The following is a 19,349-nucleotide window of genomic DNA, read 5'->3' on the forward strand; positions in this document are numbered from 1 at the left end:
GATTTAATGAAATACTGCTGCGTCATATGGAATGGTTCGAAGCCGCAGACCTGATCGTTAAAGGTATGGAAGGCGCGATCAACGCGAAAACCGTTACCTATGACTTCGAACGTCTGATGGAAGGCGCTAAGCTGCTGAAATGTTCAGAGTTTGGCGACGCGATTATCGCGAACATGTAATCCAGTTTCTGGGTTAAACAAGAGCGGGGGCCTGAGGGTTCCCGTTTTTTTTGCCTCTGCCTGCGGGAGACAACACGATGTTAGCCACTGTCCTTATCGCTGTCGTTGCTTTCATTCATCTCTACATTCTTGTGCTGGAAATGTTTCTGTGGAATACCAAAACAGGGCACAAGGCCTTTAATCTGCGCCCCGACTTTGCGCGCGACACCCGCGTGCTGGCCGCGAATCAGGGACTGTATAACGGTTTTCTGGCGGCTGGTCTGCTCTGGAGCCTCTGGCTCGGTGAAAAGGGTATTCAGGTGGCCATCTTCTTCCTGACCTGCGTGCTGATCGCCGGGCTCTTTGGCGCAGCCACCGCCAGCCGAAAAATTTTGTATGTACAGGCCGCGCCCGCTCTCGCAGCGCTGCTTGCGTTACTCCTCTGAAGCAATGCTTTGGTTGAGATAAGGCGTCCGATATACTGATGGCTTTACCCGTAAAGATTAGCGACGAGACAGTTATGAACAACGATATCCCACTGAAATATTATGACATTGCCGATGAGTACGCGACGGAAGCCGCAGAGCAGGTCGCTGAGTCAGAGCGTGACGCGCTGGCTCATTATTTCCAGCTGCTGCTCACCCGTTTATCGAATAATGAGGAAATTAGCGAGGAAGCCCAGCAGGAGATGGCCACTGAGGCCGGGATCCGTGCGGGTCGCATCGATGATATTGCGAATTTCCTCAATCAGTGGGGAAATGAATAGTCTGCTTCAAAAGCCGTTATGCTGATGCTTTGCGATACAGCTCAGCATCACGCTATCGGACCACATACATTTTTTCCGCAGAATATGCGAAGCGGGGGCGTCGATAAACAACGCGAAAATAACGGTCAGACAAAAGAGTACTACTGGGAATAGTAAGGATAATTTCACGTTTTTAACCAAAATATGAGTGTGCTTCAGGGTAATCTACCGTCTGATTGTGACGACTATATGTTTTTGCGTAAAAAAATGGAAACGTCGGAGCGAAAAAAACGGATACGCCGGGCTTTGGGTTACGGTGCGACCCCGGTGAGTCGCTTCGCCAGCTCGCTCCGGGTGAGTGCTTTTGAAAAATACCATCCCTGAATCAGCGCATCGGGATATCTGTCCGCAATAAAGCGATATTGAATTTCATTTTCCACGCCCTCGAAAACAAGCGTTTTATTTAATTTTGCAAGGGCATCGCAGAAGATTGCAAAGATGTTTTGCTTATAATGCTCGCTGATGCCGTCCACCAGCGATTTATCAATTTTAATTTCATCATATTCAAGCAGAGACAGACGGGCGAGATTCGAATTTTGTACGCCAAAATCATCTATTGATATTTTAACACCGAGCGATTTCAACTCCTGACAGAATCCCTCGAGGATATCTGCCGTGGAAACGGCTTTCTCAGAGAGTTCGACCTTCATCAGCGAAAGGGGAAGGTGATTGGCAAAACACGCACGACGCAAAATGGTAATGAACTGTCCATCTTCAATTTCCTTGTGCCCAACGTTTATTGAGACTATCAGCTGGTGTTTTATCGCCAGAGGGGCAATTTCGGAAAGGGATTTTTCGATAATATTACTGTAATATTTTTTATACAGACCGATCTTCTTAATTAATGGGATAAACAGCTCTGGAGAGACGTCCCCGTGCTTTTGATCGCGCCATCTCGACAGAATTTCTACACCTACTATTTTTTGATCGTGAATGCGGATAATGGGCTGATAGTTAACGCTGATGGTATTCGTGATAACGGCTTTTATCAGCGTACGTTCCAGAGAAAAACGGTCTTCATAGATACGGAAGATAAATAACGTTATCGCGATCCAGATAAAACAGAGAATAACCGCGAGAAGCGCAAAGATAAACGGAGGTAACGAGGCCAGCCCGGCGTCGTGATGCTTCACGATGACGCACAGGTCCCAGAAGGCGCTGCACTGTGTCAGAGTCAGAGTAAACAATGTCGAATGCAGCCAGCTCTGCTGATTTAGCTCCGTGGCGGCCGAAAAAAAGACTCTGCCGAAGTCTTTGGTGGTTGCACTGAGCGAATAGCTTGCGGTAACCGGGGTGAATTTATCGTAAGCATAGCGTGAGGTGAAGATAATAATATTGTTATAAATTGCCGCATTGCCCGTGAAAAAGTCTTTTCTCGAAAACTGAGCCAGGAGAAAGCCCCTCGGCGTTTTATGCAGTTCTGCAGGAAGTGCAACGGGCGTCGCGAGTTTCCCCCAAAAAGCGGTACAGACAATTTTTCCCTTCTCAATAAAACCAATATCGGCGAAATAAAGATTATTAAGCTTAATTTGTCTGTAGCGATCGAGGCTGGATTTATCGCATCCCTGCGTCGTGATGCTTTTGAGACCCAGTGCCACGCTTTGGGACACGTCTTCTGAATAATGTAAAAGGGTACGGGATATTTCAAGCTGTTTGCTCTTCTGCTGACCGATGATTACAGCATTGACCACATAAAGAGACAGGAAGACCAGAAGCGTTGAAACGATAGCAACGGCAATGAGCTTTTTCATTTTCCAGATATCCAGTCCGCTCCCTGATTGCACAAATCTTAACACAGCCAGGGCATGGAACAAGCCTGATAGTAACGTCATGTGAGTAAATGCTGGCAGGTGAACTCATACGAAAGCATCAGTTTTTTAAGATAATTCTTAGCTAAGCTATTTTCATTGTTATAAGCAATACCGGGTTAGCACAGGCTCTTCTTTCAGAACATCGATGTTTGTTTTTTTTATTAAGGAAAACATCGTGCGCAACGTGATGATCCCTATTCTTAGTGCTCTGTTTCTTTTTCTGAGCGGTATTCTGATTATTAACTGGCAGCTATGGCAGATGGAGAAGCTGAGTTACACTTCCCTTCCCTGGAACGCCGTGTTGATTATACCGCTGACCAAAGGGTTGATGGCAAAAGTGGTGACCCAGCTTAAGTCGCTTTTGCCTAAGCTACCGGACGGGTTTCATATCGGGGTGAACATCAGCGCCAGACACATCAATGCGCCTTCATTTATCGGTGACTGTCGCGTCTTCGGGAACGGGTTTCAGGGTAAAGAGGTCAAACTGGCTCTCGAGGTGACCGAGCGTGAACCGCTGATCGATAATCCTCACCTCGTGGAAAACCTCAACATGCTGCATAACGCCGGTTTTGTTATTGCCCTGGACGATTTTGGTACGGGTTATTCCGGGCTGTCATGCCTTAATGCACTTGCCATTGATTATATTAAAATTGATAAAAGCTTTGTGAACCGGGTTTCAGATGAAAAGGACTCAACGATCCTGCAGGACTGCGTCATTGACCTGGCGAAAAAACTCTCCTTGCGCATTGTGGCTGAAGGCGTAGAAACGAAAGCGCAGCTGGAGTATCTCAACCGTAATGAGATTACTTTGTTGCAGGGGTATTATTTTGGTAAGCCCGTCTCCTGTATCGATTTTATTAAAGTCATTTTATCTAAGCCCCGGGAGACGGTCAGTCTGTAAAACGAAATTAAGACGAGCTTCTGTTGTACGCTTAAGTGCAATTCATTTTCCTCTTATCCTGAGCTTTGTTACAGTGACACGAGTTGTCAGCCAGGGATGTCAGGCGTGATAAGGTGGAAAAGCTCGTGCATGTGAAAAATACTTTTTACACAACAACCATTACCGTCATCATTGTCTCATTGATCATCTCGCTGTCGCTTGCCGTCCAAATTGCCACGTCCAGACAGCAGTCAATCCAGCAAATTAATACCAGCGTCGCCAACCTGAGCCATACCCTTGATGTCTACACCGAGGGGATCATGCGCCAAAGTGAAATGTTAATTACTACCGTTTCCGACATAATCGAAATTTATGGCATGACGCCGCAACAGGCGAACCATATTCAGCGAATGATAAATAATCAGGATAATCTTCTTACCCAGATTAATAACGTGGTTGTTTACAATGCGCAGGGCGATATCTTCACCGCGCTGCAGGAAAGTTTTACGGGGCCACGCAAAGGCTCTGACAGAGAGTTTTTTATCTACCACAAGGAAAATAAAAATCAGCAGATTTTTATTGGCGAGCCCGTAGTCAGCAGAACCAATGGTAAATGGGTCATCACCATTAGTCGGCGCCTTGAAACCCACACGGGGGCATTTAATGGTGTCGTGGTGGTGACGCTGGGTATCGAGAATTTTCTCGCGCTCTACGGGCAGATTAATATTGGTCATGCGGGGGTCATTGGCTTAACAACCGAGTCAGGCGTGCTGCTGGTCCGTTATCCTTTTAAAAATACCTATATCGGCACGATTGTTTCTGATTCACCGCTCTTCAGGAAATACCTCAAGGTACAAAATACCGGGATAGCCAGTTCCATTTCGCGGTTTGATAAAATCGAACGCATTTATGCCTATGAGAAAAACCGACGCTACGGACTGGTCACCACCGTGGCCGTCAGCATTGATGAAGCCCTCGCACCGTGGCGTAAGCAGGCCATTCAACTGGCGCTACTCATTTTCGTTTTCACTGCGATACTCATCGTCGCGTCATACTTCCTGTATTCCGACTTATCCAGAAAAACCAGAGATAATAAGGCGCTGAAGATTATCGCCTCTGAGGATGCGCTAACCGGGCTTTACAACCGTCGCATTTTTGATGAAAAAATCCTCTCGGAAATTGCGCTTTGTGCCGCGCATGATGCTGCAATTTCGATATTGATAGTGGATGTGGACTACTTCAAAAAATACAACGATAACTACGGGCATCCGGAAGGGGACCGGTGTCTGGCTCTGCTGGCAAACAGTCTCAGGGAGAGCCTTACCCGTGATAATCAGATTGTGGCGCGCTACGGCGGAGAGGAATTTGCGCTGATATTACCTGATACGGATATCCAGGAGGCGCTTCGACTGGCGCAGACGATTATTCGCAACGTGTTTTCCCTGCAAATCTCGCATGCTTTTAGCCCCTTCGGGCGGGTGACGGTAAGCGTTGGGATTTCCACCGCGCGTGCGGTCGACATCGCGGGCAGCCAGCAGAATATTATTATTGCCGCCGACCAGGCGCTCTATCAGGCAAAGCGTGCAGGACGTAACCGGTACGCGTTTGTTGGGGTATGAACTAAAAAAAAGCCCACTCAGGAGTGGGCAAGAAATACTGGAAGCAATGTGAGCAATGTCGTACTGAATACCTGAGTGTTTCGCTCAACTATTCAGTGTTGAGAAAGATAATCTTTCTCAACAAAAGATGCAACCCCACAGTTTATGTGGCCCGTTCTTTTTGTTGATGAATAATTGCGCACTCTCTCTTTGTGATGCCTATCACAAATTTCCTTTCTGAAATCCTGTGCTATTCTTTTTTGTGTCGTTGATTTAATGACAAAAACCATACAGAGAGGAAAGTTATGGGAATTTTATCCTGGATTATCTTTGGGCTTATTGCGGGTATTCTGGCGAAGTGGATTATGCCGGGCAAAGATGGCGGTGGTTTTATCGTTACCGTAATACTGGGTATTATCGGCGCGGTAGTCGGCGGCTGGATCAGTACGCTGTTCGGTTTTGGTAAAGTCGATGGCTTTAACTTCGGCAGCTTTGCCGTCGCGGTGATCGGTGCGCTGGTTGTTCTGTTTATCTACAGAAAAATCAAAAGCTAAGGCTTACAAGCGTTAAAAAAAGGCTGCCAGATGGCGGCCTTTTTACGTAGTGGCGTTTACCACCAGCCAAGCTGTGTGCCGGCAAACGCCGCGATGGCAACGATCAGCATAACGAGGGTCGTTTTTCTCATTTATGCCCCAGGCGCCGCGTAACCACCGACAAAAAACCATGCTAAAAAAATCACCGCCGTTATAAAAATAACGACCGGGAAGAGGATCCCTATTCTCATATCATCACCTGTTTCGGTTTTTGTAACGCCGTAGAGTGTACGGGGTTAATCCATAGTGAGAAAGCGTGTTTTGCTTTTTCCTTTCTTATCCTGATACATCGCGACATCCGCGTCGCGTAATGCGCTGTCCGGATCGGTTACCTCAGGGTCCACTTCGATAACGCCGAGACTTGCTCCGGGATAAATGAGGTTGACGCTACCCAGCCAGTATTCACCGGCAATGCAGGCGCTGAGGCGCGTTTTGAGCAGAGTGACCTGCGCGTTATCTCCGTCGCTGTGATATGCGCTTAGTGAAGCCACCAGAAACTCATCGCCGCCCAGCCGGCCAATGATATCGTCCTGCTGTTTTTCTTTCGTCAGACGCTTGCCCACTTCTATCAGGAACTGGTCACCAGCCTCGTGTCCGTAGCGATCGTTAATCAGCTTGAAATCATCCAGATCGATGAACGCGATGACGGTGTTACGTTTAAGGTGGCGCGCCAGGGAAAACAGCGTGGTCAGATCTTCAAAAATGGCGCGACGGTTGGGTAAACCGGTAAGGGCATCCGTGTAAGAGTGCGCGATGAGGGCCGCATTGGCTTCGCGAAGCTGAGTCATCAGCGACTCTTTCTGAATGGACTGGGCAATCAGCCCGGCGAATAACTTCAGAACCTGTTCACCGCGCTCGCTAAGCGGCTTTCTGGCCGTGCTGGTGGCGCAGAGCGTTCCGTAGAGTGAACCATCCGCAAGATGGACAGGAATACTCATGTAGGTCGTAATGCCGAGTGCTTTCGCCGCCTCGCACTCCGGCCAGCGTTCGGGAACGTCGTTGCTGAATACGGTGCCGCTATCCAGCGCGCGCTTGCACAGTGTTTCATCCCATGGGACGCTCAGCCCCTCAGGGATTGTCATCTGCTTGCTGTTGCGGGCGTAGAGGATATGCTGCAGTCGGGCTTCGATATCCACCTTGGTGAGGTAAGTCGACTCCATGTCAGTCACTATTTCCAGCATCTCCAGCAGCTGGCGAACGAGACCTTCAAGGGATTGTTCAGTGGCGAGGGTTTCAGAAACACGGGCAAGGATAATATCCGACATGACGTAGAATGACTCCCATGCAGAAGACGTCTGCATCTGCATGTTATGCTGAATTTTTAGGCTTCAGGCATAGTAAAACATGAATATAAAAAATTTAATATATGCAGGGAGGGGGCTGCAGCAGAGAAAAAAAGCCCCGTTGTTGAGACCGGGGCAAAGACATATTGATTACGGAATGATGTTCTCTGGTCATATCGAGAACATGGCACACTATAGTGTTGAAAAGTGCAGTTAAAATGGAGAAATCATGGAGAACGCGGCGATGAACCGTTACCCTTAGACTGTAATGATGTCACAAGGATCAATGAGATGAGATTTCTGCTTCTGGCGCTGGCGCTTCCCCTGGCTGCCTGCACCGCGAAAACAACCCCACCCGATGCCCCGAAACCGCCGCACGCTATCGGTATGGCGAACCCGGCCTCCGTGTACTGCCTGGATAAAGGCGGGGAACAGATCCCGGTTCAAAGCCCGCAGGGCGTACGCACGGAGTGCAAACTACCGGGGGGTGAAGTGATAGATGAATGGACGCTTTACCGTCGCGATCATCCGCAACCCGCCAGGTGACAGACCTATATTGCCTGCGATACACTTCTCTTTAGGATTAATCTTAGCCAGTTTCTGGCGTGAGTTTCTGCGAGAGAAGTATGTTCCAGCTTAAACCGGGCAGCATGGCGATGATCGTGGGTGCCCGCACGGCGTCAGGCCGTCGCAATATTGGTAAATCTGTTGAGCTGTTTGGCCTCTGCGAGCCTGGCCTGCGTTTCGTGAACCCGGTCAACGGCGTGATGACGCAACTTCCCGCAACTGCGGATCGCGCGCTTTGGCTGGTGACGGGTGATGTTTACGCCTTTGACAATCAGCACGGCTTTGCGTTTGTCCGCGCCGAACATCTGATGCCGCTCACCCCCGATGAAGCACCGCAAATTCTCGATGAGCTGGCGATCGGCTGATCAGAGATGGCGCAGCCAGTCGGCTAATACCAGGGCGTGATTTTGCTCCGTGTTTTTGGCAGCAAAGAGCAGGGTGACGGTCTGCCTGTTCGCCAGCGTTGCCAGACGCCTTCCCTCATCAGCATGCTGCGCCAGTTCTTCCCGATAGGCCTTACTGAAGGCGGTGAAATCAATGGTTTTGCTATGAAAGGCCTTGCGTAATTCATTCGAGGGCGTGAGCGCTTTGCACCATTCATCATACGCGAGGTCCGTTTTTTTGACCCCGCGCGGCCACAGCTTGTCCACCAGCACCCGATAGCCGTCGTCCGGAGCTGCCTGCTCGTATACGCGTTTGCATTGGATCATGATTCCACCCTCCCAATTTAAGGTATTGTGATAATTGCAGAAGATCGGTAGTCTGAGGTTCCTTATGTTATCTGATAATACTCTGGCATAAGGAACCTTTCATGGAACACCTCCCGGTTAAAACGACGCTGCGCATTGCTCTGGTTGGCGATTACAATCCCAGTGTTATTGCGCATCAGGCGATCCCGCTGGCCATTGACGACGCCGCCGCAGTCCTTGACCTCACCGCCGATTACGACTGGCTTGCCACCACGGAGCTGACGAGCCCTGAAGATCTGGTGGGCTATGATGCCATCTGGTTGGTGCCTGCCAGCCCCTATAAAAACACCGAGGCGGCCTTTATCGCCGCGCGTTACGCCCGTGAAAACGGCGTACCGTTCCTTGGCACCTGCGGCGGATTCCAGCACGCGCTGATTGAGTATGCCCGAAACGTGCTGGGCTGGGCTGATGCGGCCCATGCCGAGACGGATACCGAAGGCACCATGGTGATTGCGCCGCTGACCTGCTCGCTGGTGGAAAAAACCGATGCGATTGAGCTGCGCAAAAATACGCTGATCGCAAAAGCGTACGGCAAGCCGGAAATTGAAGAGGGATATCACTGTAACTATGGCGTGTCGCCGGCGTTTGCACAGGCGCTGGAAAGCGGTGATATGCACGTTACGGGCTGGGACGAACAGGGGGAAATTCGCGCCGCGGAGCTGGTTACGCACCCGTTCTTCGTGATCACCTTATTCCAGCATGAACGTAGTGCGCTGGAGGGACGCCCGGTCGTGCTGGTGCAGGCGATGCTGCGCGCGGCGCGCGGGTAAGAAAAGGCAGACCCAATGGTCTGCCACAGTCTTTAACGGGGCGCGATCTCCCGGTCTCGCCCGGCGAGCACGCCGCAAATAGCCATTATCACGGCGGCCAGGGCGCAGCCCAGAAGCGGGATCCGCCAGTCTCCCGCGCTGTCGTGAATTTTCCCCATCAGCGGAGGGCCGCAGGCGGCGAGCAGATAGCCAATCGACTGCGCCATGCCGGACAGGGCCGCAGCCTGATGCGCAGAGCTGGCGCGCAGACCGATGAACGTCAGGCCGAGGATCATCGTTGCTCCGGAGCCGAAGCCAAACACCAGCGTCCACATCACCGCCATATCAGGCATAAACCACAGCCCCGCCGCGCTAACCGCGCACATCAGTGCAACCGCACCGGCGATCCCCCGCTGATCTTTCAGACGGTGGAGGATCAGCGGAACGGCAAGCCCCGGCACGGCCGTGGCCAGCTGCAACAGCCCGTGCACCGAGCCGGCCTGAGCTTCGCTGTAGCCGTGGCTGAGCAATATCGCCGGCAGCCAGCCAATGATGACGTAGTAAATCAGCGAGTTAATCCCCAAAAAGAGCGTCACCTGCCAGGCGAGTGCCGAGCGCCAGATGGCGCGATTATGCAGCGCGCCAGCGCCCGTTACCGTCGCAACGTGTTTCTGACGCCACTGCGGCAGCCAGAGCAGCAGCGCGACCAGCGGAAACGCCATCAGCATCAGCAGCGCGCCGTGCCAGCCCGCATTACCCTGCGCCAGGGGAACAATCAGCGCCGAGCCAAGCGCCGCCGACACGCCCATCGTCAGGGAGTAGGCACCGGTGAGTTTCGCCACCTGGCCCGGAAAGTCACGTTTAATTAATCCGGGTAACAGCACGTTCCCTAGCGCAATCCCGCAGCCTATGACCGCCGTTCCGATGAAAAGCAGCACGGCGGAAGGCAGAGAGCGAAGTGCAATTCCGATGCAAATCAGCAGTAGGGCGACAAACAGGCTGCGCTCCATGCCGATAAGTCGGGCAACGCCTGCGGCGAGCGGCGAGATAAGGGCGAAAGCCAGCAGGGGCAGGGTGGTCAGCAGACCGGTTTGCGCCGTGCTTAAGCCATAATCAAGACGAATAGTGTCGAGCAGCGGGGCTGCCCCGGTAAAGGTGACGCGAAGCGTAGTGGCAATCATCAGGATGCCTGCAATCAACAGCGCGCCGTGTTTTCCTGAGGTGCGAATAGCAGTAGTCATTATGTTCTCATACGTTCAAGCGAGCGCCCACAATACCGATTTTCCCGGCGGTTTAAATCAGGCTAAAATGACAGTTTATCGCTAATATCGGACAAACTGATGATTGGTCTGGGACTGGACGGCTATGATCCCGATAGCCAGCACGATGCGGCCGTCGCATTTCGCATTCGCGTGGTGGCGGAGGAACAGTATATTCCCCGACATCATCACCGTAAGGGGCAGTTGATTCTGGCCCTCGGCGGCGCGATCACCTGCGAAGTGGAAAATGCCATGCTGATGGTTCCGCCCCAGTACGCCGTCTGGATCCCCGGCCAGATGCCGCACAGCAACAGGGCCACCCCGGGCGCGCAGCTCTGCTTTTTGTTCATTGAACCGGGGGCGGCAAGCTTGCCCGACCGCTGCTGCACCCTGAAAATCTCCCCTCTGGTGCGGGAGCTGATTTTATCCCTGGCGGAAAAATCGCCTGAACAACTCACTCTTGCGGCCACCTCGCGCCTGGTGGACGTTCTGTTTGACGAGCTGCCGCTCCAGCGTCAGGAGCATCTGCAGCTGCCCGTCTCGCCTCATCCTAAAATTCGGCTGATGAGCGAGAAAATGGCGGAAGAGCCCGCCGCCTGGCAGACGCTGACGCAGTGGGCGAGCCACTTTGCCATGAGCGAACGCAACCTGGCGCGGCTGGTGGTGAAAGAGACCGGCTTAAGCTTTCGCCGCTGGCGTCACCAGCTGCAGCTGATCGTGGCGTTACAGCATTTGATCGGTGGGAAATCGGTACAGCAGGTGGCACAGACACTCGGCTATGACTCGACCACCGCGTTTATCACCATGTTCAGAAAGGGACTGGGCCAGACGCCGGCGCGTTATATGGCCAGCCTGACTACGACTTCCCAATAAACAGAGAGACAAGGCCTGCCGCAATCAGCGGCCCCACCGGAACGCCGCGAAAGAGCGCCACGCCCAGCACGGTGCCCACCAGCAGACCCGCCACCAGCGAGGGCTGGCTGCTCATCAGCGTAACGCCGCGTCCGCCCAGCCACGAAACAAAAATCCCCACCGCGATCGCCACCAGCGATTTCCAGTTTACAAACGAGTGCAGCAGCGTTGAGGCGGGAAGCGTGCCGCTGGCGATGGGCGCCATTACCCCGATGGTTAAAATGATGATCCCGATGGTGAGGCCTTGTTTTTCTATCCACGGGAAAAAGGTATTTAACGGGGTCACGCGAACAATAATCAGCACCAGAATCGAGATGGCGACGGTGGTGTTATGGCTAACAAAGCCGAGCGCGGCCAGTGCCAGAAGAATGAGCAGAGTAGGGTCAAACATAGGGAATCCTTGCCAGAAAAATTGTTCTGTTTACTGTACGCGCAAACGCGGCAGAGAACAGTTTTAAAAAGATTTTGTCGTTGTCATAACCTTGTCATTTACGCGGATTAAAACGAAGGCAGATATCGCAAAAGGGGTCGCCATCATGAACGATCACATGTTTGTTGAAACGCTGATTATCTCCTCATCGTTTTTCGCTATTGCCGTTATTCTCGTTGCCTCCGTGCTTTTTCTGGAACGAAAAGGCTGACAGGAGCGCCAGCCATCGCAGTTACGCTTTGTGGAAGGTGACGAGCTCAGGACGGGCGATGCGCAGGTAATCCTGGGTATCCATAATCACGGATTTCTCCAGTAAACCGGCGTTAAAGGCGATTTCGTCAAAGCGCTCGAACAGCAGCGGGTCGGCAACCAGCGCCAGGTCAGGATGGAAGCTAAAGGGCGGGATCGCGCCGAAAACGCAGGCGGTCAGGGTATCGACCTCGGCCGGGCTGGCGAGGGAGGCCTTCAGCCCGCCAAAATGGCTGGCAAGCTGGCTCAGGTCTGCCTGCAGATCGGCGGCGAGGATCGCCAGAACGTGTTTTTTTACGCCGTTTCCCTTCACCTTGCAGACCAGGGCTTTTGCGCCTTGCCGCAGATCGGTCCCGCGAATTTCACTTACCGCTTCGCATTTCCCAACCGCCTCATGCTCCATGACGCGAAACCGCGCGCCCTGCTCGGTGAGTAAGGTAATCAGCTGCTGGTGGGTTCCTGCCCCAATAACGTCGTCAGTCATAACCATTTCCCGGTGATAATCCTGTATGCAGGGTTCTACATTAGCACGGGATGAACGGGGTCGAAAGAAAACAGCCAGCGCGTTCGCTGGCTGTTGGATTATGCGTTGCTGGTAGCAGATTGCTTGTGGAACAGCTCCCTGAACACCGGATAAATATCATCCTGGTCACGGATATGCTGCATGGCAAAATTATCGAACATTGCCTGCAGATGTTCATACTCCCGCCACAGGGTCTGGTGCGCGCGACGGGTAATTTCGATATAGCTGTAGTAACGCACCACCGGCAGAATTTTCTTCGCCAGAATCTCGTGACACAGCGGTGAGTCATCGGCCCAGTTGTCGCCATCGGACGCCTGCGCGGCATAAATGTTCCACTGCGCCGGGTCGTAACGCTCTTTGACCACTTCATCCATCAGCTTCAGAGCGCTTGATACGATGGTCCCACCGGTCTCCTGCGAGTAGAAGAACTCATGTTCATCTACTTCTTTCGCCTGAGTGTGGTGGCGGATATAGACCACCTCCACGTTCTTATAGGTTCTGCTCAGGAACAGGTAGAGCAGAATATAAAAACGCTTCGCCATATCCTTGGTGGCCTGGTCCATCGAGCCGGAAACGTCCATCAGACAGAACATCACCGCCTGGCTGGAGGGCTCAGGGCGTTTTTCGTAATTCTTGTAGCGCAGGTCGAAGGTGTCGATAAACGGTACCCGTTCAATCTTCGCCCTCAGCTCGGCAATTTCTTTACGCAGACGCTCCTCTTCCAGCAGTTGCGCCGGTTCCGTGTTTTCCACGACCTTCAGGCTGCTCTCCAGTTCGCGCAGTTCGCGCCGTTTGCCCGCCGTCATGGCCGTTCGTCGCGCCAGCGAATTCTGCAACGAACGCACGACGCTGATATTGGCGGGCACGCCGTTGGCGGTATAGCCCGCGCGATGGGTTTTATATTCGTTAAGCTGACGATGCTGATTTTTTTTCAGATTCGGCAGCGCCAGGTCTTCAAACAGCAGGTCGAGATATTCGTCTTTCGAAATCTGGAAGACAAATTCGTCCTGACCCTCACCGTCCTGGCTGGCTTGTCCCTGACCGCTTCCTGAACCACCGCCGCCGCCCTGAGGACGCTCAATTCTGTCGTTCTGAACGAAGTGGTCATTACCTGGGTGTACGCGATGGCGCAGGCCGCCACGCCCCTGATGAAACATCGGTTCGCTGATGTCATCGGTGGGGATGGAGACAGACTCGCCGCTGTCGACGTCGGTCACCGAGCGTTTGTTGATGGCCTCGGAGATAGACTGTTTAATTTGCGCTTTATAACGACGCAAGAAGCGCTGGCGGTTCACCGTGCTCTTGTTTTTGCCGTTAAGACGCCGGTCAATAAACCAGGTCATATACCCCCCGTACTGCATTTGCCAACTTGCATTTTGTAGGCCCGGTCAGCGCTAACCGCCACCGGGCACTTGTTTTTAAGACGATTTACGCACGCGCAGATACCATTCGCAGAGCAGGCGGACCTGCTTGCGGGTGTAGCCTTTTTCCATCATACGGTCGACAAAATCGTCGTGCTTTTTCTGCTCATCGGTTGAGGTTTTGGCGTTAAACGAGATCACCGGCAGCAGCTCTTCGGTATTGGAGAACATTTTCTTCTCAATGACCGTGCGCAGTTTCTCGTAGCTGGTCCAGTTCGGATTGCGCCCGTTGTTATGCGCTCTGGCGCGCAGGACAAAGTTCACAATCTCGTTACGGAAGTCTTTCGGGTTGCTGATCCCGGCAGGCTTCTCAATTTTTTCCAGCTCCGCGTTCAGGGACTCACGGTCAAACAACTGGCCGGTATCCGGGTCGCGGTACTCCTGATCCTGGATCCAGAAGTCAGCATAGGTGACATAACGGTCGAAAATGTTCTGCCCGTATTCTGAATAGGATTCCAGGTAGGCCGTCTGGATCTCTTTGCCAATGAACTCGGCGTATTTCGGGATCAGGTAACCTTTGAGGAATTCAAGATAGCGTTCAGCCTGCTCCTGCGGGAACTGCTCGCGTTCGATTTGCTGCTCCAGCACGTAGAACAGATGAACCGGGTTGGCCGCCACTTCCGCATGGTCGAAGTTAAAGACGCGGGAGAGGATCTTAAACGCGAAACGCGTGGACAGACCGTTCATCCCCTCATCAACCCCGGCATAGTCGCGGTATTCCTGATATGACTTCGCTTTCGGGTCGGTATCTTTCAGGCTTTCACCGTCATAGACGCGCATTTTCGAATAGATGCTGGAGTTTTCCGGCTCTTTCAGACGCGAAAGGATGGAGAAGCGCGACAGCGTTTCCAGCGTGCCGGGCGCGCAGGGTGCATGCACCAGCTCGCTGTGGTTAAGCAGTTTCTCGTAAATTTTGATCTCTTCGGAGATCCGCAGGCAATAAGGCACCTTGACGATGTACACGCGGTCAAGGAAGGCCTCATTGTTTTTATTATTACGGAAGGTCACCCATTCAGATTCGTTCGAGTGGGCGAGGATAATCCCGTTAAACGGCAGGGCGGAAATACCTTCCGTCCCGTTGTAGTTGCCTTCCTGGGTAGCCGTCAGCAGTGGATGCAGCACTTTAATCGGTGCTTTAAACATCTCGACGAATTCCATTATCCCCTGGTTAGCACGGCACAGCGCGCCGGAGTAACCGTAGGCATCCGGATCGTTTTGCGCGAAGTTTTCCAGCTTACGGATATCGACTTTACCCACCAGAGCCGAGATATCCTGGTTGTTCTCATCACCGGGTTCCGTTTTGGCGATGGCGATCTGCTCAAGGATAGACGGCCAGACCTTCACCACGCGGAATTTGGTGATGTCGCCACCAAACTCGTGCAGGCGTTTTGCCGCCCACGGCGACATAATGGTGCCGAGGTAGCGACGTGGGATGCCATACTCTTTATCCAGAATCTGCGCGTCTTCCTGCGGATTGAACAGGCACAGCGGATGGTCGTTCACCGGGCTGCGTTCACCGTTGGCGCTCAGCACATAGATAGGGACGCGCTGCATCAGCGACTTCAGGCGTTCAGCCAGCGAGGATTTACCGCCACCCACCGGGCCGAGTAAATAGAGGATCTGTTTCTTCTCTTCCAGACCCTGAGCGGCATGCTTCAGATAGGAGACAATCTGTTCGATGGCATCTTCCATACCATAGAACTCTTCAAACGCCGGGTATCGGGCGACCACCCGATTCGAAAAGAGACGGGAAAGCCGAGGCTCCAGGGCAGTGTCAACCATGTTTGGCTCACCAATAGCCATCAATAGCCGTTCTGCCGCATTGGCATAGGCACTGCGATCTTGCCGACAGATGGTAAGAAACTCCTGCAGTGTGAACTCTTCGTCCTTGGCAGCTTCATAGCGCTGGCGATAGTGATCGAATATATTCATGGCATGCCGTCCTTTCGTTTTTTAGCACAGGATAAGAGCCGTTCGTATGAGTAGTGGAGGCTCCCGGAAGAGAATCTCTCGCACCTCACTGCCAGAGCAGCAACCTGTGTGCCAGGTCAGACGCTAAGAACCGCAGGGTGTTCAGGAAAACTCTTCTTAAATTAAAGCGTAGATGGCATTTGCAAAACTTGCATGCCCAGAAAATCTACTTTCAATGACATATCAATAACTCATCCAAAAATTTCCACTGTCGCTATAAGACAAATGCACGTTTTTCATTCAGTGGTCATATAAATGAAAGCGTGTTGTCATCTGAAAAGTTAAAAATAATGGGTTAATCAGACTGATTAGCAGGCAAAAAATTTTGGGATGTACGGGAATGGCGGTTACACTTCACCCGCTGATTATTTGACTACAGGAAAGAATGGATTGTGACCAAACTCAAACTTCTGGCATTAGGCATCCTTGCCGCGACCGCAGTAAGCACCGCACAGGCGGAAAGTCAGTGGACGGTTGGCGCGGGTGTTGGCGTCATTAACAGCCCGTATAAACAGTATGACCGTGATGTTTATCCTGTTCCCGTTATCACTTATGAAGGCGATAACGTCTGGTTCCGCGGGCTCGGCGGCGGCTACTATCTCTGGAACGATAAGGCCGATAAGCTCTCCATCATGGCCTACTACGACCCAACGCACTTCAAGCCGGGTGACAGCGACAGCCACGCGCTTCGCCAGCTCGACAAGCGTAAAAGTACCATGATGGCCGGACTCTCCTATGTACATAACACCGAGTATGGTTTCCTGCGTACTGCCCTGGCGGGTGACACGCTGGATAACAGCAACGGTTTTATCTGGGATCTGGCATGGTTGTACCGCTACACCAACGGTGGGCTCACCCTGACGCCGGGTATCGGTGTGCAGTACAACAGCGAGAACTACAACGACTACTACTACGGCGTCTCTAAAAACGAGTCCCGTCGCAGTGGTCTGAAAAGCTACAGTGCAGATGACGGCTGGGATCCTTACCTGGAGCTGACCGCGACCTACAACTTCCTTGGCGACTGGAGCGTGTACGGTACCGGTCGCTATGAGCGTCTGAGCGATGAAGTGAAGGACAGCCCGATGGTCGATAAGTCCTGGGCAGGCATCTTCTCTGTGGGTGTGAGCTACAAGTTCTGATTGCGCACTAATATCGTGCAATTGATGCATTAAAACGGGGCGCTTGCGCCCCGTTTGCTTTAGCGTGGTGCAGCGAATTTATCGCTTAACAATGCGGATCGTCTGCCCTAAACGAGACGGTTTTTCTTCACTCGCTTTCTGCGGGGTGGTCACGCAGGCGGTTTCCACGCAGACAAACGTTTTATACCCTTCATCCGTCATGTCGGCCATGCTGGCGGAAAGGGCAGGGCCCGGGTTCCAGCCCACCACGTCGCTGTGATGATGATGGACCACTTCAATGCCGCGGTTGAGGGCGCCGTCGTGGATCACGCTGCACGCTTCCGGGTGCAGGTAAACGCGGTCAGTACGGTCAGGGAATGCCTGAACGCCGTCGCTCAGTTTGCCTTCTTTCGCGTTATCCACTTTGTCGATATAGGTATCGCCCAGGCCGCTCACCTTCACTGCGCTGATATCACCCACGTTGAAATAGGTGTGCAGGGCAGAGGTGGTTTCGAACTCGCCATGGGCTTCCAGTTCGATTTCACAGGTTTTACCCAGCTTAAATCGGGCGTACAGGGTGAAATCGTGCGGCCAGAGGGCGCGGGTTTCATCATTAGCCTGCAGCTCAAAGGTCAGCACTGCGCCGTTGTCATCTTCATTATGCGCTTTTAACGTCCACTGCTGGTTACGGGCAAAACCGTGAGAAGGCAAACCCGGCTGGGCGGACGGGCCGAACCATGGCCAGCAGATCGGCACGCCGCCGCGAATCGCTCCCCCTTTTTTGAAGGAGGTCGCATCGCTCAGCCATAAGCCTTCAGCTTCGCCTTCCGGTTTCCAGGAAAGCAGGTGGGCGCCGTTCAGCGCCACGGAGGCCTTAACGCGCGGGTGGTCAACGACGATGATATCAGCGCCGTCAATCTGACGGCGGGAGAGCACAGGGGTAAGTTGTTCGACTACCGGAAGTGCAAAAATTTTATTAATCATTAAGCAATCCTCTGTCTTATAAATAAAAAAAGGCGACCGAAGTCGCCTTTTTGGATCAAGCACTCATCTCAACTTATTTGGAGATGTGAGCGATCAGGTCCAGTACTTTGTTAGAGTAGCCAGTTTCGTTGTCGTACCAGGAAACCAGTTTCACAAAGTTGTCGTTCAGTGCGATACCTGCTTTAGCATCGAATACTGAAGTGCAAATTTCGCCGTTGAAATCGGTAGATACAACGTCGTCTTCGGTGTAGCCCAGAACGCCTTTCATTGCGCCTTCGGAAGCAGCTTTGATTGCTTTCTTAATTTCTTCATAAGAAGCAGCTTTTTCCAGACGAACGGTCAGGTCAACAACGGATACGTTAGGAGTTGGAACGCGGAACGCCATACCAGTCAGTTTGCCATTCAGTTCTGGCAGTACTTTACCTACAGCTTTAGCCGCACCGGTAGAGGATGGGATGATGTTCTGAGCCGCGCCACGGCCGCCGCGCCAGTCTTTGTGAGACGGGCCATCAACGGTTTTCTGAGTAGCGGTGGTCGCGTGAACGGTAGTCATCAGACCTTCGATGATGCCGAAGTTGTCGTTGATAACTTTAGCCAGCGGTGCCAGGCAGTTGGTGGTGCAGGATGCGTTAGACACGATATCCTGGCCAGCGTAAGTTTCGAAGTTTGCACCACGAACGAACATTGGGGTGTTGTCTTTGGAAGGACCAGTCAGAACAACTTTCTTCGCACCAGCGGTGATGTGTTTACGCGCAGTTTCGTCGGTCAGGAAGATACCGGTTGCTTCAGCAACAACGTCAACACCGATTTCGTTCCATTTCAGGTTAGCTGGGTCTTTTTCAGCAGTAACGCGGATGGTTTTGCCATTAACAACCAGGTGGCCGTCTTTCACTTCAACGGTGCCGTCGAAACGACCGTGAGTTGAGTCGTACTTCAGCATGTACGCCATGTATTCAGCGTCCAGGAGATCGTTGATACCAACGATTTCGATGTCAGAACGTTTCTGAGCAGCACGGAAAACAATACGGCCGATACGGCCAAAACCGTTGATACCTACTTTGATAGTCATATATTCCACCAGCTATTTGTTAGTGAATAAAAGGTTGCCTGTAAAATTACAAAAACCTTACGCAGCGTCAAGCGGAATCGTGTCAATCATTGCGACAAATCAATCCTGTGACTAACGTTTGTGCGACTGACTCGCCTCACTTTCCCTTTGAGCTTGCACCCATATGGGGGCTGCGCCGGGATTTTAAAGTCCTCGCAGGATAAAAATGTGAACGTGATCA

General features: G+C 52.3%; 21 protein-coding genes and 2 pseudogenes. 12 read left to right on the forward strand and 11 right to left on the reverse strand.

The features are described 5' to 3' along the window. Nucleotides 1–8 precede the first annotated feature (8 nt). The 3 genes and pseudogenes from F0320_RS08330 to F0320_RS08340 form a co-directional block, all read left to right on the forward strand. Nucleotides 9–179: pseudogene (locus F0320_RS08330) on the forward strand (NADP-dependent isocitrate dehydrogenase); the annotation flags it as partial. Nucleotides 180–256: 77 nt separating this feature from the next. Continuing rightward, nucleotides 257–604, forward strand: a complete 348-nt coding sequence (locus F0320_RS08335) for a DUF1304 domain-containing protein (RefSeq protein ID WP_047651907.1) — start codon at nt 257–259, stop codon at nt 602–604. A gap of 74 nt (nt 605–678) precedes the next feature. Next, nucleotides 679–924 carry a DUF2543 family protein gene (locus F0320_RS08340; protein WP_063440335.1) on the forward strand — a complete coding sequence of 82 codons (246 nt, stop codon included), beginning with the start codon at nt 679–681 and terminating at the stop codon, nt 922–924. A 290-nt stretch (nt 925–1,214) separates the two neighbouring features. Here F0320_RS08340 and F0320_RS08345 read toward each other — a convergent pair whose 3' ends face one another. Further along, complete coding sequence (locus F0320_RS08345) at nt 1,215–2,714, reverse strand: EAL domain-containing protein (protein ID WP_126328254.1); 1,500 nt, start codon at nt 2,712–2,714, stop codon at nt 1,215–1,217. A gap of 361 nt (nt 2,715–3,075) precedes the next feature. Between F0320_RS08345 and F0320_RS08350 the strand changes: the two are divergent. The 3 genes and pseudogenes from F0320_RS08350 to F0320_RS08360 form a co-directional block, all read left to right on the forward strand. Beyond that, nucleotides 3,076–3,675, forward strand: a pseudogene (locus F0320_RS08350) (EAL domain-containing protein); the annotation flags it as partial. 113 nt (nt 3,676–3,788) lie between these two features. Continuing rightward, entirely contained in the window at nt 3,789–5,273 is a 1,485-nt protein-coding gene (locus F0320_RS08355; RefSeq protein ID WP_374693098.1) for a sensor domain-containing diguanylate cyclase, read from the forward strand. 284 nt (nt 5,274–5,557) lie between these two features. After that, nucleotides 5,558–5,806 (forward strand): GlsB/YeaQ/YmgE family stress response membrane protein, encoded by a 249-nt coding sequence (locus F0320_RS08360; RefSeq protein ID WP_006174788.1) that lies wholly within the window; start codon nt 5,558–5,560, stop codon nt 5,804–5,806. Between the two features lie 131 nt (nt 5,807–5,937). Here F0320_RS08360 and F0320_RS08365 read toward each other — a convergent pair whose 3' ends face one another. Next, entirely contained in the window at nt 5,938–6,036 is a 99-nt protein-coding gene (locus F0320_RS08365; protein ID WP_029739841.1) for a YoaK family small membrane protein, read from the reverse strand. Between the two features lie 45 nt (nt 6,037–6,081). Continuing rightward, complete coding sequence (locus F0320_RS08370) at nt 6,082–7,110, reverse strand: sensor domain-containing diguanylate cyclase (protein ID WP_126328255.1); 1,029 nt, start codon at nt 7,108–7,110, stop codon at nt 6,082–6,084. Between the two features lie 309 nt (nt 7,111–7,419). Here F0320_RS08370 and F0320_RS08375 point away from each other — a divergent pair, with 309 nt between their 5' ends. Together F0320_RS08375 and F0320_RS08380 are read left to right on the forward strand one after the other, a co-directional pair. After that, nucleotides 7,420–7,674, forward strand: coding sequence for a putative hemolysin (locus tag F0320_RS08375; protein WP_126328256.1), 255 nt, complete (start codon nt 7,420–7,422; stop codon nt 7,672–7,674). 80 nt (nt 7,675–7,754) lie between these two features. Further along, entirely contained in the window at nt 7,755–8,060 is a 306-nt protein-coding gene (locus tag F0320_RS08380) for a hypothetical protein (protein WP_126328257.1), read from the forward strand. Here F0320_RS08380 and F0320_RS08385 read toward each other — a convergent pair whose 3' ends face one another. After that, a complete protein-coding gene (locus F0320_RS08385; protein WP_126328258.1) occupies nt 8,061–8,405 on the reverse strand; it encodes a DUF488 domain-containing protein in 345 nt (114 codons plus the stop codon). It lies immediately after the preceding gene. Between the two features lie 101 nt (nt 8,406–8,506). Between F0320_RS08385 and F0320_RS08390 the strand changes: the two genes are divergently transcribed. Beyond that, nucleotides 8,507–9,214: a CTP synthase C-terminal region-related (seleno)protein gene (locus F0320_RS08390; protein ID WP_047651913.1), complete on the forward strand. Its 708-nt coding sequence runs from the start codon at nt 8,507–8,509 to the stop codon at nt 9,212–9,214. A 32-nt stretch (nt 9,215–9,246) separates the two neighbouring features. On the opposite strand, the gene F0320_RS08395 is transcribed toward F0320_RS08390, so the two are convergent. Further along, on the reverse strand, nt 9,247–10,434 hold the full coding sequence (locus tag F0320_RS08395) for a CynX/NimT family MFS transporter (RefSeq protein ID WP_126328259.1): 1,188 nt from the start codon (nt 10,432–10,434) through the stop codon (nt 9,247–9,249). Between the two features lie 99 nt (nt 10,435–10,533). Here F0320_RS08395 and F0320_RS08400 point away from each other — a divergent pair, with 99 nt between their 5' ends. Continuing rightward, nucleotides 10,534–11,325, forward strand: coding sequence for an AraC family transcriptional regulator (locus tag F0320_RS08400; RefSeq protein ID WP_126328260.1), 792 nt, complete (start codon nt 10,534–10,536; stop codon nt 11,323–11,325). Here the strand turns inward: F0320_RS08400 and F0320_RS08405 are convergent. Further along, nucleotides 11,309–11,755, reverse strand: coding sequence for a DUF441 domain-containing protein (locus F0320_RS08405; protein WP_024908579.1), 447 nt, complete (start codon nt 11,753–11,755; stop codon nt 11,309–11,311). The genes F0320_RS08400 and F0320_RS08405 overlap by 17 nt on opposite strands. Before the next feature lie 145 nt (nt 11,756–11,900). Here F0320_RS08405 and yoaI point away from each other — a divergent pair, with 145 nt between their 5' ends. Beyond that, entirely contained in the window at nt 11,901–12,005 is a 105-nt protein-coding gene (gene yoaI / locus F0320_RS08410; protein ID WP_010430055.1) for a small membrane protein YoaI, read from the forward strand. A gap of 21 nt (nt 12,006–12,026) precedes the next feature. On the opposite strand, the gene F0320_RS08415 is transcribed toward yoaI, so the two are convergent. The 3 genes from F0320_RS08415 to yeaG form a co-directional block, all read right to left on the reverse strand. After that, nucleotides 12,027–12,527, reverse strand: a complete 501-nt coding sequence (locus F0320_RS08415) for a YbaK/prolyl-tRNA synthetase associated domain-containing protein (RefSeq protein WP_047651996.1) — start codon at nt 12,525–12,527, stop codon at nt 12,027–12,029. A 98-nt stretch (nt 12,528–12,625) separates the two neighbouring features. Then, nucleotides 12,626–13,909, reverse strand: coding sequence for a YeaH/YhbH family protein (locus F0320_RS08420; protein WP_032651499.1), 1,284 nt, complete (start codon nt 13,907–13,909; stop codon nt 12,626–12,628). 75 nt (nt 13,910–13,984) lie between these two features. Next, nucleotides 13,985–15,919 carry a protein kinase YeaG gene (gene yeaG, locus F0320_RS08425; RefSeq protein ID WP_008500713.1) on the reverse strand — a complete coding sequence of 645 codons (1,935 nt, stop codon included), beginning with the start codon at nt 15,917–15,919 and terminating at the stop codon, nt 13,985–13,987. 431 nt (nt 15,920–16,350) lie between these two features. Between yeaG and F0320_RS08430 the strand changes: the two genes are divergently transcribed. Then, a complete protein-coding gene (locus tag F0320_RS08430; protein WP_047651918.1) occupies nt 16,351–17,097 on the forward strand; it encodes a MipA/OmpV family protein in 747 nt (248 codons plus the stop codon). Between the two features lie 78 nt (nt 17,098–17,175). Here F0320_RS08430 and F0320_RS08435 read toward each other — a convergent pair whose 3' ends face one another. Continuing rightward, entirely contained in the window at nt 17,176–18,060 is an 885-nt protein-coding gene (locus tag F0320_RS08435) for a D-hexose-6-phosphate mutarotase (RefSeq protein WP_149323859.1), read from the reverse strand. Nucleotides 18,061–18,133: 73 nt separating this feature from the next. After that, nucleotides 18,134–19,129: a glyceraldehyde-3-phosphate dehydrogenase gene (gene gapA, locus F0320_RS08440; RefSeq protein WP_023311257.1), complete on the reverse strand. Its 996-nt coding sequence runs from the start codon at nt 19,127–19,129 to the stop codon at nt 18,134–18,136. Nucleotides 19,130–19,349 lie beyond the last annotated feature (220 nt).

Source organism: Enterobacter dykesii, from assembly GCF_008364625.2.
In the GTDB taxonomy this organism is placed as follows: domain Bacteria; phylum Pseudomonadota; class Gammaproteobacteria; order Enterobacterales; family Enterobacteriaceae; genus Enterobacter; species Enterobacter dykesii.

Excerpts from the sequence above, each read along its gene's own strand:
- F0320_RS08335 (WP_047651907.1), top strand. The coding sequence starts at position 257 with ATGTTAGCCACTGTCCTTATCGCTGTCGTTGCTTTCATTCATCTCTAC.
- F0320_RS08340 (WP_063440335.1), top strand. The coding sequence starts at position 679 with ATGAACAACGATATCCCACTGAAATATTATGACATTGCCGATGAGTAC.
- F0320_RS08345 (WP_126328254.1), bottom strand. The coding sequence starts at position 2,714 with ATGAAAAAGCTCATTGCCGTTGCTATCGTTTCAACGCTTCTGGTCTTC.
- F0320_RS08360 (WP_006174788.1), top strand. The coding sequence starts at position 5,558 with ATGGGAATTTTATCCTGGATTATCTTTGGGCTTATTGCGGGTATTCTG.
- F0320_RS08365 (WP_029739841.1), bottom strand. The coding sequence starts at position 6,036 with ATGAGAATAGGGATCCTCTTCCCGGTCGTTATTTTTATAACGGCGGTG.
- F0320_RS08370 (WP_126328255.1), bottom strand. The coding sequence starts at position 7,110 with ATGTCGGATATTATCCTTGCCCGTGTTTCTGAAACCCTCGCCACTGAA.
- F0320_RS08375 (WP_126328256.1), top strand. The coding sequence starts at position 7,420 with ATGAGATTTCTGCTTCTGGCGCTGGCGCTTCCCCTGGCTGCCTGCACC.
- F0320_RS08380 (WP_126328257.1), top strand. The coding sequence starts at position 7,755 with ATGTTCCAGCTTAAACCGGGCAGCATGGCGATGATCGTGGGTGCCCGC.
- F0320_RS08385 (WP_126328258.1), bottom strand. The coding sequence starts at position 8,405 with ATGATCCAATGCAAACGCGTATACGAGCAGGCAGCTCCGGACGACGGC.
- F0320_RS08390 (WP_047651913.1), top strand. The coding sequence starts at position 8,507 with ATGGAACACCTCCCGGTTAAAACGACGCTGCGCATTGCTCTGGTTGGC.
- F0320_RS08395 (WP_126328259.1), bottom strand. The coding sequence starts at position 10,434 with ATGACTACTGCTATTCGCACCTCAGGAAAACACGGCGCGCTGTTGATT.
- F0320_RS08400 (WP_126328260.1), top strand. The coding sequence starts at position 10,534 with ATGATTGGTCTGGGACTGGACGGCTATGATCCCGATAGCCAGCACGAT.
- F0320_RS08405 (WP_024908579.1), bottom strand. The coding sequence starts at position 11,755 with ATGTTTGACCCTACTCTGCTCATTCTTCTGGCACTGGCCGCGCTCGGC.
- yoaI (WP_010430055.1), top strand. The coding sequence starts at position 11,901 with ATGAACGATCACATGTTTGTTGAAACGCTGATTATCTCCTCATCGTTT.
- F0320_RS08415 (WP_047651996.1), bottom strand. The coding sequence starts at position 12,527 with ATGACTGACGACGTTATTGGGGCAGGAACCCACCAGCAGCTGATTACC.
- F0320_RS08420 (WP_032651499.1), bottom strand. The coding sequence starts at position 13,909 with ATGACCTGGTTTATTGACCGGCGTCTTAACGGCAAAAACAAGAGCACG.
- yeaG (WP_008500713.1), bottom strand. The coding sequence starts at position 15,919 with ATGAATATATTCGATCACTATCGCCAGCGCTATGAAGCTGCCAAGGAC.
- F0320_RS08435 (WP_149323859.1), bottom strand. The coding sequence starts at position 18,060 with ATGATTAATAAAATTTTTGCACTTCCGGTAGTCGAACAACTTACCCCT.
- gapA (WP_023311257.1), bottom strand. The coding sequence starts at position 19,129 with ATGACTATCAAAGTAGGTATCAACGGTTTTGGCCGTATCGGCCGTATT.